The sequence below is a fragment of the Vibrio sp. 1CM7H genome (genome assembly GCF_023161645.1).
GTDB classification, from domain to species: Bacteria; Pseudomonadota; Gammaproteobacteria; order Enterobacterales; family Vibrionaceae; genus Vibrio; species Vibrio diabolicus.
In genome coordinates, this window is the sequence record NZ_JALNTV010000001.1 from 518,947 (window position 1) to 533,756 (window position 14,810).

Here is a 14,810-nt window from a genome sequence, read left to right on the forward strand (position 1 = left end):
AATAACATGGCTCAACTTAGCATGCGCCCATGTGGGGATTTTCGAACCACATACCAAAGTGATACGCCAATTTTTGAAACCAAAACCATTAGAAGCCTAGCGATTGCAGGTGTGATCGCCATGTTGGCTGCGCCTTTGGTATTGGATATCTATTTTCTTAACCTGTTTATTCAGATTGCGTATCTCGGTATCGCGGCGCTGGGTTTAAACATTCTGGTTGGTTTTACCGGACAAATCTCGCTAGGTCACGGTGCGTTCTTTGGCTTTGGCGCCTTTGCATCGGCTTGGCTAAATAACCAGTTCAACATTCCAGTCGTGTTTGCGATTCCGCTTGCGGGTTACTTAACCATGATTGTCGGGATGCTGTTTGGTCTGCCAGCTGCGCGAATTAAAGGCTTATATCTCGCGATTGCGACTTTGGCTGCGCAGTTTATTTTAGAGGACTTCTTTGCTCGTGCAGACTGGTTCAGTGGCGGCTCATATGGTGCTGGTGCAAACCCTATCAATCTGTTTGGCTTTGAGTTTACGACCGATGAAAGCTTCTTCTACATTGCTCTGTTTGCGTTGATCTTTATGTACATGTGGGCATCGAACTTGATCCGTTCTCGTGATGGTCGCGCGTTTGTCTCGGTACGAGATCACTACCTGTCGGCAGAAATCATGGGCATCAACCTAACCAAATATCGTCTGCTCTCATTTGGTGTGTGTGCGTTCTATGCAGGGATCGGGGGCGCACTCTACGGACATTATCTAGGTTTTGTATCAGCAGAAGGTTTCACCATCATGATGTCTATCCAGTTCTTGGCAATGATCATCATTGGTGGCTTGGGTTCAGTCAAAGGCACATTGATGGGCACGATATTTATCGTATTACTGCCAGAAGTGTTGGAGTTTGGCGTGACGGGGTTGGCTGCGTTTAGCAATAACACTTCGTTCGTTGATGGGCTTGCTTACTTCAAAGAAATGGCGATCGGCTTGGTCATCATGCTGTTCCTTATTTTCGAACCTCAAGGGTTATCGCATCGCTGGCAACAGATTCGAGCATATTGGAAACACTATCCGTTCTCATATTAACGTGGAATTAAGTGGAATATACCTCAATAACAAGGACAACGAGTTATGAACAAAGGACATTTAGCGACAACGTTGGTGCTATCTTCGGCACTGTTTACTACCGCCACTTGGGCAAAAGACTCTGTATTTGTCGGGCAATTGGTCGACTTTTCTGGACCAACAGCCTACGTGAGTAAGCCTTATGGTTCTGGTGTGCGAGACGCATTACGCTGGATCAACCAAAACGGTGGCATTAACGGTACTGAGCTCGAATTTGAAACGGTAGACATGGCGTATAAAGTGCCAGTAGCCATTTCCAACTACAAACGTTGGGTGGCGCGTAAAGACATGGTTGCGCTACAAGGTTGGGGCACGGCAGATACCGAAGCACTCATCTCGTTTGTGACCAAAGACAAAGTGCCAGTGTTTTCTGCCTCTTATTCAGGTCACTTAACGGACCCAACCGGCAAGAACCCAAAAACCGCGAAACCAGCGCCTTATAACTTCTTCTATGGTGCGTCGTACTCAGATGCGTGTCGTGCACTAGTGAAGTGGGCGAAAGAAGATTGGGAATCAAAGGGCAACCAAGGTGCGCCGAAATTTACCCATATTGGCGATAACCACCCATTCCCGAACGCGCCAAAAGAAGCGTGTGCAGAATATGCTGAAGAGCTTGGTTTTGAGGTACAAAACCCAGTCGTTGTGTCACTCAAACCGGGTGATTTCAAAGCACAATGTCTGTCACTCAAAGAGTCTGGCACCAACTACGGTTACATTGCCAATATCGGTAGCTCGGTAATCTCACTCGTGAAGTCTTGTAATACGGTTGGTACAGAGTTCCAGTACATGGCGAACATTTGGGGCGGTGACAAACCAGTACTTGAAGCGGCGGGCGATGGCCTTAAAGATTATGTTTTTCCTGGCATGACGGCGTTTTGGGGAGACGATAACGAAGGCATGAAACTGGTTCGTGAGATTTCTAAGCAGTCTGAATCAGAGCCTGGCGAGTTTAGAACTCACCACTACATTCGCGGCATTTGTTCTGCGTTCTACATGAAAGAAGCGATGGAGTGGGCGAAAGACAACGGTGGCATCACGGGTGAAAACATCAAGAAGGGCATGTATGTCCATGACAACTGGGTCCCACAAGGCTTAGAAGGTGTTTGTGTACCTGCGAACTGGAAGCCGGAAGATCACCGTGGCACAACAACCGTGAACGTGTTTATGGGTAACAACAACGGCGGCGCAGTAGATATTAAGAAAGTATCTCAGGTGACATTGTCACGTCGTGACGATTGGCTAGGTTACTAATCTACGACTTATTAATAACAAAGCTTACTGAAAATAAGGATGGGTGAGAGGACACTCTCACCCTAGCAAGGAGTAGCTTGATGGCTGAATTAGCAACGAATATCGAACCGGCAGAAATACTGCTTTCAGTGAACAACATTGAAGTCGTGTACGACGAAGTAATCTTAGTATTACGCGGCGTGAGTTTAGAGGTACCCAAAGGGCAGATCGTAACCTTACTGGGTGCCAACGGTGCGGGTAAATCAACGACGTTAAAAGCCATTTCTGGTTTGTTGAAAACCGAAGATGGTGAAGTGACGCGCGGCGAAATCAACTTCATGGGCGAGCGCATAGACAGCAAAAGCCCGGAAGAGATCGTCCGTTCGGGCATCTTCCAAGTGATGGAAGGGCGCCGAATTGTTGAAGACATGACGGTGATAGAAAATCTTCGCTTAGGCGCTTACACGCGCACGGACAACGAAGTTGAACAAGACATCGAAATGGTGTTTGATTATTTCCCTCGCCTTAAAGAGCGCACTGGTCTAGCGGGTTATTTGTCAGGTGGTGAGCAGCAAATGCTAGCGATTGGTCGTGCACTGATGGCTCGTCCAAAAATGATCTTGTTGGATGAACCTTCGATGGGGCTTTCGCCGCTATTGGTGAAGGAGGTGTTCAGCATTATTAACAAGATTAATAAAGATCAAGGCATTACCATGCTTTTGGTTGAGCAGAATGCCAACTTTGCCCTTCAAGCGGCCGATTACGGTTACATCATGGAATCCGGCAAAATCGTTCTGGATGGTAGCAAGCACGAACTGCTAAACAATGAAGATGTGAAAGAGTTCTACCTTGGCGGCGGCGATGAAGATCGCAAGAGCTTTAAGAACCTGAAATCTTACAAACGTCGTAAGCGTTGGTTGTAAGGAGCGATGATGAACGAACTATTTGATGCGAAAGAGTCTTTGTCTCCGCAAGCGCGAGAAGAATCGCTGTTTCAACGTCTGCCAACGTTGATTGAAAATGCAAAAGCCAACAGCGAACATTATGCGGCGCATTTTGCTGAGTTAGAGCCTACGTTGGCAAATAATCGTGAAGGGCTTACCCAGTTTCCGATTACGCGCAAATTCAATATGCCAAACCAACAGCAACTTAAACCGCCGTTTGGTGGTTTAAATAGTGTTGCGATTGGTCAGATGGCGCGTGTATTCCAATCACCGGGGCCGTTGTATGAGGCACAAACGGATGAGATGGATTTCTGGCGTATGGGGCGCGCGTTTCACGCGGCTGGATTTAGTGCGGGCGATTTAGTGCATAACACGCTCTCTTATCATTTCTCGCCTGGTGGATTTATTATGGATGGTGGCGCAAGAGCTTGTGGCTGCGCGGTATTTCCGGCGGGTGTCGGGAATACCGAAGCACAAATTGAAGCGATTAAACAGCTGCAGCCAACGGGTTACACGGGCACGCCGTCTTACTTGCTGACGTTATTACAAAAGTACCAAGATAAATACGATGAGTCGCCGAGTTTTACCAAAGCGCTGGTCTCTGGTGAAGCAGTCACTGCAGACATGCAACAGGCGTTTGCGGACAAAGGCATTGCAGTCTCTCAAGCCTACGCAAGTGCAGAGCTTGGTTTGATTGCTTATCAAGTCACAGGCGAGCAAGGCTTGGTGGTTGCCGAAGATATTATCGTTGAAATCGTTAATCCTGATGGCATTCCTGTACAACTGGGAGAAGTCGGTGAAGTAGTCGTGACATCGCTCGATGAGAAGTTCCCGCTGATTCGCTACGCAACGGGAGATTTATCGGCATACCTAGAAACGGGCTCGGATTCGCCACGCACGAATGCGCGAATTAAAGGCTGGATGGGACGTGCGGACTCAGCGGTGAAAGTGAAAGGCCTGTTTGTTTATCCGCATCAGATCCAAGAAGTCTGTCGTCGCCACGATATTAAAGGCTCCTTGAAAATTGAGCGTGATGGCTTCAACGATACCATTACTTTCTGCTGTCATGATGTTCATGTCTCGGCAGAGGACATTCAAGCGACACTCCAGTCTGTCACCAAACTGAAAGGCAATGTCCAGTTCGTGTCCAATCAGACCGAACAGCCGTTAATCAATGACTTGCGCAGTTAATCCGTCATTGTAAACCGCAGTTATAAAAAAGCTAACAACGTAAAAATCAAAGGCTAGGAGAGGGGATACCACATTGTGCTGCGTATCCCTTTTTTTTTGTGCCAGTACAATCAGGAGGGCGATAAATGAAGCAGGCACCGACCATCAATCAACAGTTTTGGGATAATTTGTTTACCCAAGGCACTATGCCATGGGATGCCAAAACCACACCTCAAGAGCTAAAAGCTTACCTAGAAAAAGCGCTTAATAGCGGTCAGTCTGTATTTATCCCTGGCTGTGGCGCTGCTTATGAACTCAGCTCTTTTATTCAATATGGGCATGATGTGATCGCGATGGATTACAGCCAACAAGCAGTAAAAATGGCGCAATCGACGTTAGGCAAGCACAAAGGTAAAGTCGTGCTAGGGGATGTATTTAACACTGACTCTACGCACTCATTTGATGTGATTTACGAGCGTGCCTTTCTCGCTGCACTACCGAGAGACCAGTGGCCAGATTACTTTGCTATGGTGGATAAATTGCTGCCAAGAGACGGTTTGTTAATTGGTTATTTCGTTATAGATGATGATTACCACTCTCGCTTCCCTCCATTTTGTTTGCGAAGTGGGGAGTTGGAGGGTTATCTAGAACCCGCGTTTAAGCTTGTGGAATCCTCAGTGGCGGCAAACAGTGTTGAGGTTTTTAAAGGTAGAGAGCGCTGGATGGTGTGGCAGAAAAGCTGCCGTATTTAAACGCTATGGCATCAAATAATGAATACAAAATCAGCGTCACATAATGCATATTTTAAAGACAATTATTCTTGTGGTAACGATAAGTGTTGTGAATTGGCGAAGTTGTGAGAAATGTAGATCATGTCCTTTGAAAACATAAGGATATATAATATGGACAAATCATTTTCTCTCATCGATAAGCCTACCTTCTTAGGCTCACTCTTTCTTTTACTCAGCGTCGTTATACCTTTAATTTTATTTCCCACACAAGGTGCGGATTGGATAGCTTCGGCCAAATTTTTCATGACCGATAAGCTTGGTGTGTTATACCTCGCACTGGGTATCGCAGCAATGTGTTTTATGATTTACACGGTGTTCAGCGATCTTGGCCAAATCAAACTTGGTGAAGCCGACGAGCAACCAGAATTTGGTAACGCCTCATGGGCTGCAATGCTATTTTGTGGAGGTATTGGCGCAAGTATTCTGTATTGGGGGTGTATCGAGTGGGCATACTACTATCAATCACCACCATTTCAGTTGGAAGCAGGCAGTGAAGAAGCCATTCGCTGGGCCGCGACTTATGGTCTGTTTCACTGGGGACCGATCGCTTGGTCAATTTACCTTATTCCTGCTCTGCCTATCGCTTACTTCTTTTATGTACGCAAACAACCTGTTTTGAAAATCTCTAGTGCGTTAATGCCTGTATTAGGAGAAAAGCGCGCAAATGGTGGTATTGGCAAGTTTATTGATGTGCTGTTTATTTTTGGTATGTTGGGTGGCGCGGCGACTACGCTTGGCTTAGCAGCGCCTCTTATCAACGGTGGTCTACATCATATCTTCGGTCTTCCAAACAATACCTTCAGCCAAGTGGCTGTATTACTTCTCTGTACTGCTATTTTTGGTTACTCCGCGTATGCAGGGCTTGAGAAGGGGATCAAATTCCTTAGTAACATTAACTTCTGGGGTGCGATGGGCTTGTTACTCTTTGTACTTGCCGTTGGGCCAACCGTGTTCATGTTAGAAACGGGCTTAGATTCTATTGGTCGTATGTTGTCTAACTTCTTTGTTATGGCTACCTGGGCGGAGCCGTTTGGTGGTTATGGTGAGTTTACAGATACACACTTCCCGCAAGACTGGACTATTTTCTACTGGGCATGGTGGTTGGTCTTTGCTCCTTGTATGGGATTGTTTGTTGCGCGTATCTCGCGTGGAAGAACGATCAAACAGATGGTCGTAGGTTCTATATTTTACGGTTCTTTAGGTTGTTTCTTATTCTTCATTGTTTTAGGTAACTATGGTTTATCGTTGCAATTGACGGGTGAGCTTGATGTCATCGCAATCCTCAACGAATCGGGCGCACCGGCGGCAATTTTTGCAACGTTAGATACACTGCCGTTAGGGCCAATCGTTATTGGTGTTTTTACACTGTTGTGTATCATTTTTACGGCGACGTCGTTTGACTCTATCTCGTACATTCTTGCGTCTGTGGTTCAAAATGATGTGACGGAAGAACCGATGCGCTGGAACCGTTTGTTCTGGGCGTTTACTTTGTCTTTTCTGCCAACCGTCCTAATGTTCATGGGAGGTTTATCGACATTACAAACCGCTGCGATCGTGGGCGGTTTACCATTGCTAGTTATCTCGGTGATGTTGATGGTGTCCTTTGTTCGCGCGGCGAGCCTAGATATTAAACATCAAGCAGAATACGAAGAGCCAACCATTAACATTGAAGAACTGCCGGAAATTGACCCTTGGTCAACAGAGGGAATGGCCTTGGCGAAATTTGAGCGCTTTAAAGACTTAGCTCAACAGGCGGCTGAAGAAGAGCGCGAAGCAATGGCGGCCCTGATGAGCATGCGTAAGAGAATTCGCGCATTTGCCTTAGAGCACAGCTGTGAATCTGGGTTTTCGGACCATCATTTACCAGAAGAGATGCAAACAGAGCTACAGCAACTAACCGAAGCGCTTGAGTTGGCTCAACAGAAGAAGCAAGAACTGTCTGAACAAGCCCAAGAATCTCGAATGGAGTTTAATCATGTGTTATTAGGCGGCGCGTCGGCAGGTTTAGCAACGTCGCAGGCTTAAGAACAGACACACAAGAGCCGAGTACAAACTCGGCTCTTTTTTTGGCGTGGATACCTTACAGTTAAAAATTCTGCTCAGTCAGTGTTAATGCTTATACTATTTTAGGTTGACCATCTGATGCGGTGGCACCGCCGTCTACAGGTAGGTTTACGCCATTAATGAAAGATGCGTCATCACTTGCCAAGAAAGTCACGACAGACGCAATTTCTTCAGGTTCTGCTGCTCGGCCAAGCGCAATGCGCTCATTGAATTTATCGCGGATTTCCTGCGGCCAGCCGTTCGTCATGTTGGTTTTTACTAAGCTTGGGCATACGGCGTTAATTCTTACACCCTCCGCACCATGGTCCAATGCCATCGCTCTAGTCAGGTTGACCACAGCGCCTTTACTCGCGCAATAGAATGCGGCACCCCAGTCACCACCCAAACCAGAAACGGACGCGGTATTCACCATACAACCTTTCGTTTTTAAGAGTTCAGGTAACGCAAACTTCGCGCAATAAACGACGCCGTCAATGTTTACACCAGAGATCTTCTTCCAGTCTTCCACACTACCTTCAATCACTGAACCAGGGACATGTACGCCGGCATTGTTTACTAAAATATCCAGTTTACCGAAACGGGTAACAACATCAGAAATCAGTGCTGCGACTTTATCTGGATCAGAAACATCAATGGAATGCGCAGACACGCGCTGTTTATCAAAGCTCTCAACGGCGTTTGCCAACTGCTCTTCATTCCAATCGGCAAAAGCGACGTTTGCGCCTTCTTCATACAAACGTTTTGCGATGGCCAAACCAATACCATTGGCAGAACCAGTCACGAGTGCGACTTTATTTTTTAATCCTCTCATGCGATTTCTCCTTCGAAACTTACAAAAACGGGATCTTGATTTTTCTCTGTGCGCGGCAACATCAGTTTGTCGTTGTCGCTGTAATCTACGGGGATAGCCACCACTGCTGGTCCTTCAACGTCCATGGCTTTATTCAATGTCGGTAGCAATTCGTGTTGACTAGTCACTGCGAAGCCTTTCGCGCCAAATGATTCGGCGTACGCCTTGAAATCAATTGGTCCAAATTTCACACCAGAGCAGCGCTGATATTTGTTGATCTCTTGCATTTCTACCATGTTGTAGGCGTTATCAACCCACACAATATGGACGATATTGCAGTTCAGTCTAACCGCGGTTTCTAACTCCATGCTCGATTGCATAAAACCGCCGTCTCCCGATATCGATACCACTTTGCTGCCAGGTTTCAGTAGGCTGGCACCAATGGCCCATGGCAGTGCAACGCCCATCGTTTGTTGGCCGTTAGACACCAGCATTTGGCGAGCTCGAAAACAACTTAAGTAACGAGCGATCCAGATGTGGAAGCTCCCCATATCAAGACATAACGTGGTATCTGGTGTGATGATAGATTGCATGGCTTTAATCAGTGCCAGTGGATGAAATCCTTGCTTGTTATAGACATTGGGATAGGTTTTGATCACTTGCCGTTGCAGTGCTACCTCTTCCAGTACTGAAAGTGCCGTTGGGGAAAGGCGAGCATATTCAGAGATGTAGCTGCCCATTTTGTCTAATGACTGCGCAATGTTTCCGACGATTTCAACACAAGGCTGATAATTAAGTTGGTATTCTGCCGGTTCAATATCGAGGTGAATCACTGGGTTGCGGTGGCTGTTCCAAAGCTCAGGGTCGTACTCTATTGGGCTAAAGCCGATGGTGAGAATTAAATCGGCATCACGCAGTAAAACATCGCCGGGTTGGTTGTTAAATAAACCAACACGACCAGCAAAGTGGTGATAGTAGTTGATGTCTACTGTGCCGGCGGCTTGGTAAGTGCCGACAACGGGTAGCTGCGTATTTTGAAGAAATCGGGCGATAGCAGCAGCGTTTTGGCTGCGGCTCGCGTGAAGGCCAAGTAAAACCACACAACGCTTTGCTTTGCTGATTCGACTGACCGCTTCTTCGATTGCTGCGATGTCTGCGCAACCAGGCTGTGTGTAAGGCGAGGGGACAATAATGTCCGTTTGGGTTTGCTCGGATAAAACATCTTGGGGGAGACTCAAAAAGCAAGCCCCAGGACGACCTGACTCTGCGATACGAAATGCGTTCGCCATGATCTCGCTTGCGGCGTCCACATGCTGCACTTCAGCACTGAACTTGGTTATAGAGCGAAAAATACTGACGGTATCCATGCTCTGGTGTGTTTGTTTTTGCTGGTCAGTTCGTTTCACCGCACCACCGATAGCAATCAGCGGATCGCCTTCGGAGTTTGCGGTTGCAACCCCCGTAACTAGATTGCCACAGCCTGGACCTGACGTAACCATCGTGACGCCTGCTTTGCCGGTTAGTCTTCCCATAACGCCCGCCATAAATGCGCCGTTAGCCTCGTGACGTACAGGAATCATTTGGATGTTAGTGTCTTCAATCGCATCGAACAGTCGATCGATTTTTGCACCGGGAATACCGAAAATGTACTTAATGCCGAGAGACTCTAGCTGTTGAGCGATCAATTGAGCTCCATTTTTATTTGAAGGTTTGGATTGCATTTGTTGTCCTTATTATTTGCCTGACTTTGTTACTTTTCCGCCTTTTCTATAGCGGTATTTATATCTTCCGGAGCCAAATTGGCGTTGAGGAAGTCTGTCGATACCGGGGTATCAATCACTAGCCGCGAGACTTTGCCAATCTGGAGGAACCCTGACGAAATGCTGTAATCCTGAATATGACCACCTCCTTGGCGGTCATCGGTAATAAAGTGTTCGTGATAGCCGGGCACATTGATGCCAGTCGTATATTTAGGACTGCGAAAGCCGGCGACCAAGCCTTGCTTATGCGTGAAGCGGAACGTTGGTTGTTCTTTGACCACTTCAAGCATTGGCCGATAAGGGCGTGTTTGTTTAGGTACGGTGCGAGTACGAACTGAATCGAAAACGCCATCAATGCGCACTGCGCAAAATAGGTTATCGCTTGGAACCATGTCGTCTATGAGGCTATGGACTTCATGACGTGACATGCGCGATGTTAGTGGCAGCTCGATATCAGGCTTAAAAAAAGTCATGACAGCAAAGGGCGTTTTTTGCGCCAGGTCTGCCGGGTTTGCGGAGCCATCCGACTTGAGTTGAAAAACTTCCTTATCAAAAGCAATCAACTCACCATCCAATTCATTGAACGTACCTAAACCAAAATCCCCATGTTTCAGTAGTTCTTCTATGGTTGTTGAGCCTTCGTAAACACCAGCGATCAAAGCACTCATTAACGAAGTCTGATAAATCTCACCATCTCCGGTAACGTGATGGTATTCAGAAAATTCTTTCGCTACTTCAAGCGAACAAGCACATAGAGGGTTATAAAATCCACGCATGAGTAAGACCAGTTATGCAATGAAGAGTATATTTAGATTGACTTCTACACGGTGCTAAATCCAATATAAAAAAGATTTATTTTGATATGGAAAATATATGGAATTTCGCTACCTGAAGTATTTTGTCGCGGTCGCCGAGACTCGTCACTTTACCCGAGCCGCGGAACAGTTAGGGATTGCGCAACCTCCTTTAAGTCAACAAATCAAAAAGTTAGAGCACGAGCTTGGTGTGGACCTATTTAAGCGCTTGTCTAGAGGGGTAGAACTGACCCATGCTGGGCAAGTCTTCTATACGGATGCGGTAAATATTCTTGCAGATGTGGAACGCGCTAAAGCAAAAGCCCGACAGATTGCCCGTGGTGAAAATACGCAGGTTAAAATTGGGTTCGCGACGTCAACATCAACCTGCATTAAGGTATTAGAGAGGGTGGGGCGTATTCAAGAGAATGGGGTTCATTTACAGGCGGCGGAACTGTCAATGCCAGAGCTTGCCACTCAGTTAAAAAGCAAACAACTTGATCTCGCAATCATGCGGCTACCCTGTTACGCCAGTGAGCCTTTTGAGCACAAGGTGTTGTTTAACGACCCGTTTGTCGCGGTGATTCCGGCGGGCCACGAACTGGCAAAGTATCACTGTATCCAGATGAAACAGTTGAGAGGCCATAAAATTTTACTGTTTCCACGAGAGACTGGACCTGCATTGTTTGATGGCATGAGCACACTTTTTGCCGACGCAGGAGTAAGACTCGAACCACAGTTCGCAGCACCGCAACTTCGTACGACGATTGCCATGGCGCAGGCTGGGTTAGGTATTGCTCTCGTTCCGCGTTCACTGGCTGAACATCTCGATGATTCTGCGACAGTCGCCGAGATTGATGATATCCCTCTCACTAGTCGTGTTGTTGTTGCTTGGGAGGCATCTAATCTCAATAAACAAGCGTTGAAAGTAGCCATGAACATCGGTCATGTTGAGGTTTAAAGATGAGTCATCGAACTGGCTCTGATAGCCACAGGCAAATGTGATACTCTCCCTCGTTATATGCAAAGCTATGCTTTGGTTGAATAGACAAATCTTACTCAACGAATAGAACTTACTGAGGATGTACCAATGATATACGCTGCGGTCTTTGATATGGACGGGTTGCTGATTGATTCAGAACCTTTGTGGAAGGAAGCGGAAAAGCAGGTGTTTTCATCAGTTGGCGTCCAAGTGACCGAAGTGCTGTCAAAGCAGACTGCAACTATGACGACAGGTGAAGTAACAAGGTTTTGGTATGAACGTAATCCTTGGCAAGAAAAGAGCCTAGACGAAGTAGAGAATGCTGTTGTGGATAAAGTGGAGGCATTAATAATTGAAAAAGGATGTGAATTAGAGGGTGTTACAGAGACACTCAAATTGCTTAAGGAAAAAGGATTTAAGATAGGGCTGTCTACTAATTCACCTTATCAACTCATTCCCACCATTTTGAACAAACTCGGTATTGCCAGTTACTTTGACGCGATATCATCGTCAGACGATGTAGAACAGGGCAAGCCAGAGCCAGATGTCTACCTTTCAACAATCAATAAACTAGGTGTAGATTCAAGTAACTGTATTGCCTTTGAAGACTCTTATTCGGGTATGCTTGCGGCAACACGAGCAAACATAAAAACAGTCGTGATACCTCAACCTGATAAGTTCTACCAAGAGTTTAATGAAGCCAGTCTAAAGCTGCAAAAGCTATCAGAGTTTAATGAAAGCCATTTAGTGGATTTAATAGGATAAAGCTATTCATTACGATTGGTAATATTTATGACAGATGTCATACCATATGGAGAACTTTGATGAGATATTAGTTGCTTATGTGTAGGAGTGGTGAGGGATGAAATAAAGCTTAATGTCGTTGCATATTTGATCAAAGAAGGCTACGAAGAGGCCGATATAATCAACCCTAAGAAACAAGAAGAAAGGTGAAGTGCACTTGCCATCTTTTTCAAAAGTAAACCTGCGTCATCACAGTAGACGGTTACAAAACATGGGTTTACGGTTGAACTAGCCAAGATAGATGCATAAAAAGACTAACAAAGCATTTAAGAGGGACTCCCGAGGCTTGTCATTTTTAGGTTTCGTTTTTGCAGTGTAGTGGTTTCGGGTTAATGATAGCGTTGTTCACAACTTAGTGCGGCGTTAAACCGCAAGGATGGTGGATGATTAAAGCGCAAATATATGATGTATTTTGTGATGAGTTGGCTCAAGGTAACCCTTGTGGCGTTGTCGAACTAAATCACTGGCTGAGTGATTCTGAGTTACTTCAAATCACTCATCAGGTCGCTCAACCTGTCACATCATTTGTGGTTCAGTCTGGCAGTGATTACCACATTCGCTGGTTTAGCCTAGCAGGAGAGATCAACCTATGCGGACACGGAAGTTTGGGCGCAGGCGCTGCAATCATTTCCAACTATCATAAGAACGAGGTCATTCTACAAAGTCAGTATGGTCATGTTACCGTTACTGAACTGGATGGAATGTACAGGATCGTGATGCCAAGTTGGCAAGCTAAGCCTCATGCCATCCCCTTGGATATTTCAGGCTTTTCCAATCGCCCTGTAGATGCTTTTACAACGCGTGATTTGGTTGTTGTTCTCGAGTCCGAAGATGATGTTGCTCACTATAAACCTAACTTTGATGAGCTGGTTAAAATTGATGAGTTTCATGCTGTCATCGTGACGGCTCAAAGCTCTGATAGTGGCTATGTGCTGCGTTACTTTGCACCTAAAATCGGTATTTCAGAGGATCTTGCCACAGGCTCAGCTCAGTGCTCATTGGCGCCTTATTGGTTTGAAAAACTGGGCAAAGAAAAACTGATGGCTCGCCAGCTATCTCGCGCTGGTGGTTATTTTGAAGTGGCGCGCGGTTCAGAATCTACTATCGTATTGTCTGCACACGTGAAAAGTCGGACTTGAATGCAAACGCCTCTAGCTCTTACACAAGATCTAGAGGCATCCATTTTAAAGTGCCGAGCTAAGACTTTAATCCTGCTGCTGTCATCATTATTCGAAAGAACATAGACACCAACCCTAATGCAGCGACGCTAGCGATCCAAATCCCAATCATCCATGCCCACTGGCGACACCAATTTTTGATTTTCATACTCACTCCTTATCAACTCGTTAATGGTACGCTTCGTCTTCTTTCACTTTTCCAGAGAAGACGTAGTAACTCCAAAAGGTGTAAGCCAGAATGATCGGGATGATGATCACTGCTCCAACGAGCATAAAGCGCTGACTGCTTGCAGGAGCGGCTGCTTCCCATATTGATATGCTAGGAGGAATGATATTTGGCCAGATACTGATGCCAAGCCCTGCGAACCCGAGAATCACGATCACCAATGCCATCACGAAAGGGCTGCGCTCTTTTCGCTTTTTAACGGAGTCGGCAATCTTCAAACATACCAGCCCAGTAATGACAGGTACGGGCAATAAGTAGAACAAATTAGGCAGAGAAAACCATCTTTCCGCAATGGCAGGGTAAGCAAGTGGGGTCCAAGCGCTCACAATGACTAATGCGGAGATCATCGCCAGTAGTGTTTTGTTAGTGAAGCGGTACATCGTGTTTTGCAGTGCACCTTCCGTTTTCATGATGAGCCATGTGCTACCAAGCAGTGCGTACGTTGCGACTAAACCCAAACCACAAAAGATGGGAAAAGGGGTGAGCCAGTCTAGTTGGCTACCTACGAAAACGCGGTTTTCCACCGCAAAGCCTTGAATTACCGCGCCAACAACGATGCCTTGGAAAAACGTGGTTAAAATCGAGCCGACCATAAAAGAGCGATCCCAGAACTCTAAGTGGTTTTCCAATGCTTTAAAGCGAAACTCAAATGCTACGCCACGAAAGATCAAAGCAATCAACATCAGTGTTAAAGGGATGGTTAGCGCTTCAATAATTACCGCGTAAGCCATCGGAAAAGCGCCAAATAGAGATGCGCCTCCAAGCACAATCCAAGTTTCGTTGCCGTCCCAAACTGGCGCGACACTGTTGACCATGACGTCTTTTTGTTTTTCATCCTTGATGAAGGGCATCAGTATTCCAATACCCAAATCGAAGCCGTCCATGATGATGTACATCAAAGTGGCAAAAACGATGATCGCGAACCAAATCACGGATAAATCAAAATGCATACTTTCTACCTTCA

The 14,810-nt window shown here is 46.2% G+C and carries 14 protein-coding genes; 9 read left to right on the forward strand and 5 right to left on the reverse strand.

Going from position 1 to position 14,810, the window contains the following annotated elements:
• Positions 1–6: 6 nt before the first annotated feature.
• The 6 genes from MSG33_RS02255 (at position 7) to MSG33_RS02280 (ending at position 7,273) form a co-directional block, all read left to right on the forward strand.
• On the forward strand, positions 7–1,074 hold the full coding sequence (locus tag MSG33_RS02255; RefSeq protein ID WP_248379685.1) for a branched-chain amino acid ABC transporter permease: 1,068 nt from the start codon (positions 7–9) through the stop codon (positions 1,072–1,074).
• 45 nt (positions 1,075–1,119) lie between these two features.
• Complete coding sequence (locus tag MSG33_RS02260; protein ID WP_006741059.1) at positions 1,120–2,364, forward strand: ABC transporter substrate-binding protein; 1,245 nt, start codon at positions 1,120–1,122, stop codon at positions 2,362–2,364.
• Between the two features lie 80 nt (positions 2,365–2,444).
• Positions 2,445–3,266 carry an ABC transporter ATP-binding protein gene (locus MSG33_RS02265; protein WP_237309482.1) on the forward strand — a complete coding sequence of 274 codons (822 nt, stop codon included), beginning with the start codon at positions 2,445–2,447 and terminating at the stop codon, positions 3,264–3,266.
• Between the two features lie 9 nt (positions 3,267–3,275).
• On the forward strand, positions 3,276–4,478 hold the full coding sequence (locus MSG33_RS02270; protein ID WP_248379689.1) for an AMP-binding protein: 1,203 nt from the start codon (positions 3,276–3,278) through the stop codon (positions 4,476–4,478).
• 125 nt (positions 4,479–4,603) lie between these two features.
• On the forward strand, positions 4,604–5,209 hold the full coding sequence (locus tag MSG33_RS02275; protein WP_248379691.1) for a methyltransferase domain-containing protein: 606 nt from the start codon (positions 4,604–4,606) through the stop codon (positions 5,207–5,209).
• A gap of 150 nt (positions 5,210–5,359) precedes the next feature.
• On the forward strand, positions 5,360–7,273 hold the full coding sequence (locus MSG33_RS02280; protein ID WP_048624916.1) for a BCCT family transporter: 1,914 nt from the start codon (positions 5,360–5,362) through the stop codon (positions 7,271–7,273).
• A gap of 91 nt (positions 7,274–7,364) precedes the next feature.
• Here the strand turns inward: MSG33_RS02280 and MSG33_RS02285 are convergent, their stop codons facing one another.
• The 3 genes from MSG33_RS02285 to budA are packed head-to-tail and all read right to left on the reverse strand — an operon-like array spanning position 7,365 to position 10,638.
• Positions 7,365–8,123 carry an SDR family oxidoreductase gene (locus MSG33_RS02285; RefSeq protein WP_248379693.1) on the reverse strand — a complete coding sequence of 253 codons (759 nt, stop codon included), beginning with the start codon at positions 8,121–8,123 and terminating at the stop codon, positions 7,365–7,367.
• Positions 8,120–9,823: an acetolactate synthase AlsS gene (gene alsS, locus MSG33_RS02290; RefSeq protein ID WP_047008215.1), complete on the reverse strand. Its 1,704-nt coding sequence runs from the start codon at positions 9,821–9,823 to the stop codon at positions 8,120–8,122. Before alsS ends, MSG33_RS02285 begins: the two co-directional genes overlap by 4 nt.
• Positions 9,824–9,852: 29 nt before the next feature.
• On the reverse strand, positions 9,853–10,638 hold the full coding sequence (budA, locus tag MSG33_RS02295; protein ID WP_248379695.1) for an acetolactate decarboxylase: 786 nt from the start codon (positions 10,636–10,638) through the stop codon (positions 9,853–9,855).
• A gap of 97 nt (positions 10,639–10,735) precedes the next feature.
• Here budA and MSG33_RS02300 point away from each other — a divergent pair, with 97 nt between their 5' ends.
• From MSG33_RS02300 to MSG33_RS02310, 3 genes are all read left to right on the forward strand, one after another.
• Positions 10,736–11,617 carry a LysR family transcriptional regulator gene (locus MSG33_RS02300; RefSeq protein WP_248379697.1) on the forward strand — a complete coding sequence of 294 codons (882 nt, stop codon included), beginning with the start codon at positions 10,736–10,738 and terminating at the stop codon, positions 11,615–11,617.
• A 129-nt stretch (positions 11,618–11,746) separates the two neighbouring features.
• Positions 11,747–12,403 carry a hexitol phosphatase HxpB gene (hxpB, locus tag MSG33_RS02305; RefSeq protein WP_065645855.1) on the forward strand — a complete coding sequence of 219 codons (657 nt, stop codon included), beginning with the start codon at positions 11,747–11,749 and terminating at the stop codon, positions 12,401–12,403.
• A 422-nt stretch (positions 12,404–12,825) separates the two neighbouring features.
• On the forward strand, positions 12,826–13,581 hold the full coding sequence (locus tag MSG33_RS02310) for a PhzF family phenazine biosynthesis protein (protein ID WP_248379699.1): 756 nt from the start codon (positions 12,826–12,828) through the stop codon (positions 13,579–13,581).
• A gap of 58 nt (positions 13,582–13,639) precedes the next feature.
• Here MSG33_RS02310 and MSG33_RS02315 read toward each other — a convergent pair whose 3' ends face one another.
• Positions 13,640–13,768 (reverse strand): DUF2474 domain-containing protein, encoded by a 129-nt coding sequence (locus MSG33_RS02315; RefSeq protein WP_104973567.1) that lies wholly within the window; start codon positions 13,766–13,768, stop codon positions 13,640–13,642.
• A 20-nt stretch (positions 13,769–13,788) separates the two neighbouring features.
• Positions 13,789–14,796, reverse strand: a complete 1,008-nt coding sequence (cydB, locus tag MSG33_RS02320; protein WP_248379701.1) for a cytochrome d ubiquinol oxidase subunit II — start codon at positions 14,794–14,796, stop codon at positions 13,789–13,791.
• Positions 14,797–14,810: the final 14 nt, after the last annotated feature.

What these genes read in the sequence shown, in the direction of transcription:
- cydB (WP_248379701.1), bottom strand. Translation starts at nt 14,796, where the DNA reads ATGCATTTTGATTTATCCGTGATTTGGTTCGCGATCATCGTTTTTGCC.
- MSG33_RS02280 (WP_048624916.1), top strand. Translation starts at nt 5,360, where the DNA reads ATGGACAAATCATTTTCTCTCATCGATAAGCCTACCTTCTTAGGCTCA.
- MSG33_RS02275 (WP_248379691.1), top strand. Translation starts at nt 4,604, where the DNA reads ATGAAGCAGGCACCGACCATCAATCAACAGTTTTGGGATAATTTGTTT.
- budA (WP_248379695.1), bottom strand. Translation starts at nt 10,638, where the DNA reads ATGCGTGGATTTTATAACCCTCTATGTGCTTGTTCGCTTGAAGTAGCG.
- alsS (WP_047008215.1), bottom strand. Translation starts at nt 9,823, where the DNA reads ATGCAATCCAAACCTTCAAATAAAAATGGAGCTCAATTGATCGCTCAA.
- MSG33_RS02255 (WP_248379685.1), top strand. Translation starts at nt 7, where the DNA reads ATGGCTCAACTTAGCATGCGCCCATGTGGGGATTTTCGAACCACATAC.
- MSG33_RS02310 (WP_248379699.1), top strand. Translation starts at nt 12,826, where the DNA reads ATGATTAAAGCGCAAATATATGATGTATTTTGTGATGAGTTGGCTCAA.
- MSG33_RS02270 (WP_248379689.1), top strand. Translation starts at nt 3,276, where the DNA reads ATGAACGAACTATTTGATGCGAAAGAGTCTTTGTCTCCGCAAGCGCGA.
- hxpB (WP_065645855.1), top strand. Translation starts at nt 11,747, where the DNA reads ATGATATACGCTGCGGTCTTTGATATGGACGGGTTGCTGATTGATTCA.
- MSG33_RS02315 (WP_104973567.1), bottom strand. Translation starts at nt 13,768, where the DNA reads ATGAAAATCAAAAATTGGTGTCGCCAGTGGGCATGGATGATTGGGATT.
- MSG33_RS02265 (WP_237309482.1), top strand. Translation starts at nt 2,445, where the DNA reads ATGGCTGAATTAGCAACGAATATCGAACCGGCAGAAATACTGCTTTCA.
- MSG33_RS02285 (WP_248379693.1), bottom strand. Translation starts at nt 8,123, where the DNA reads ATGAGAGGATTAAAAAATAAAGTCGCACTCGTGACTGGTTCTGCCAAT.
- MSG33_RS02300 (WP_248379697.1), top strand. Translation starts at nt 10,736, where the DNA reads ATGGAATTTCGCTACCTGAAGTATTTTGTCGCGGTCGCCGAGACTCGT.
- MSG33_RS02260 (WP_006741059.1), top strand. Translation starts at nt 1,120, where the DNA reads ATGAACAAAGGACATTTAGCGACAACGTTGGTGCTATCTTCGGCACTG.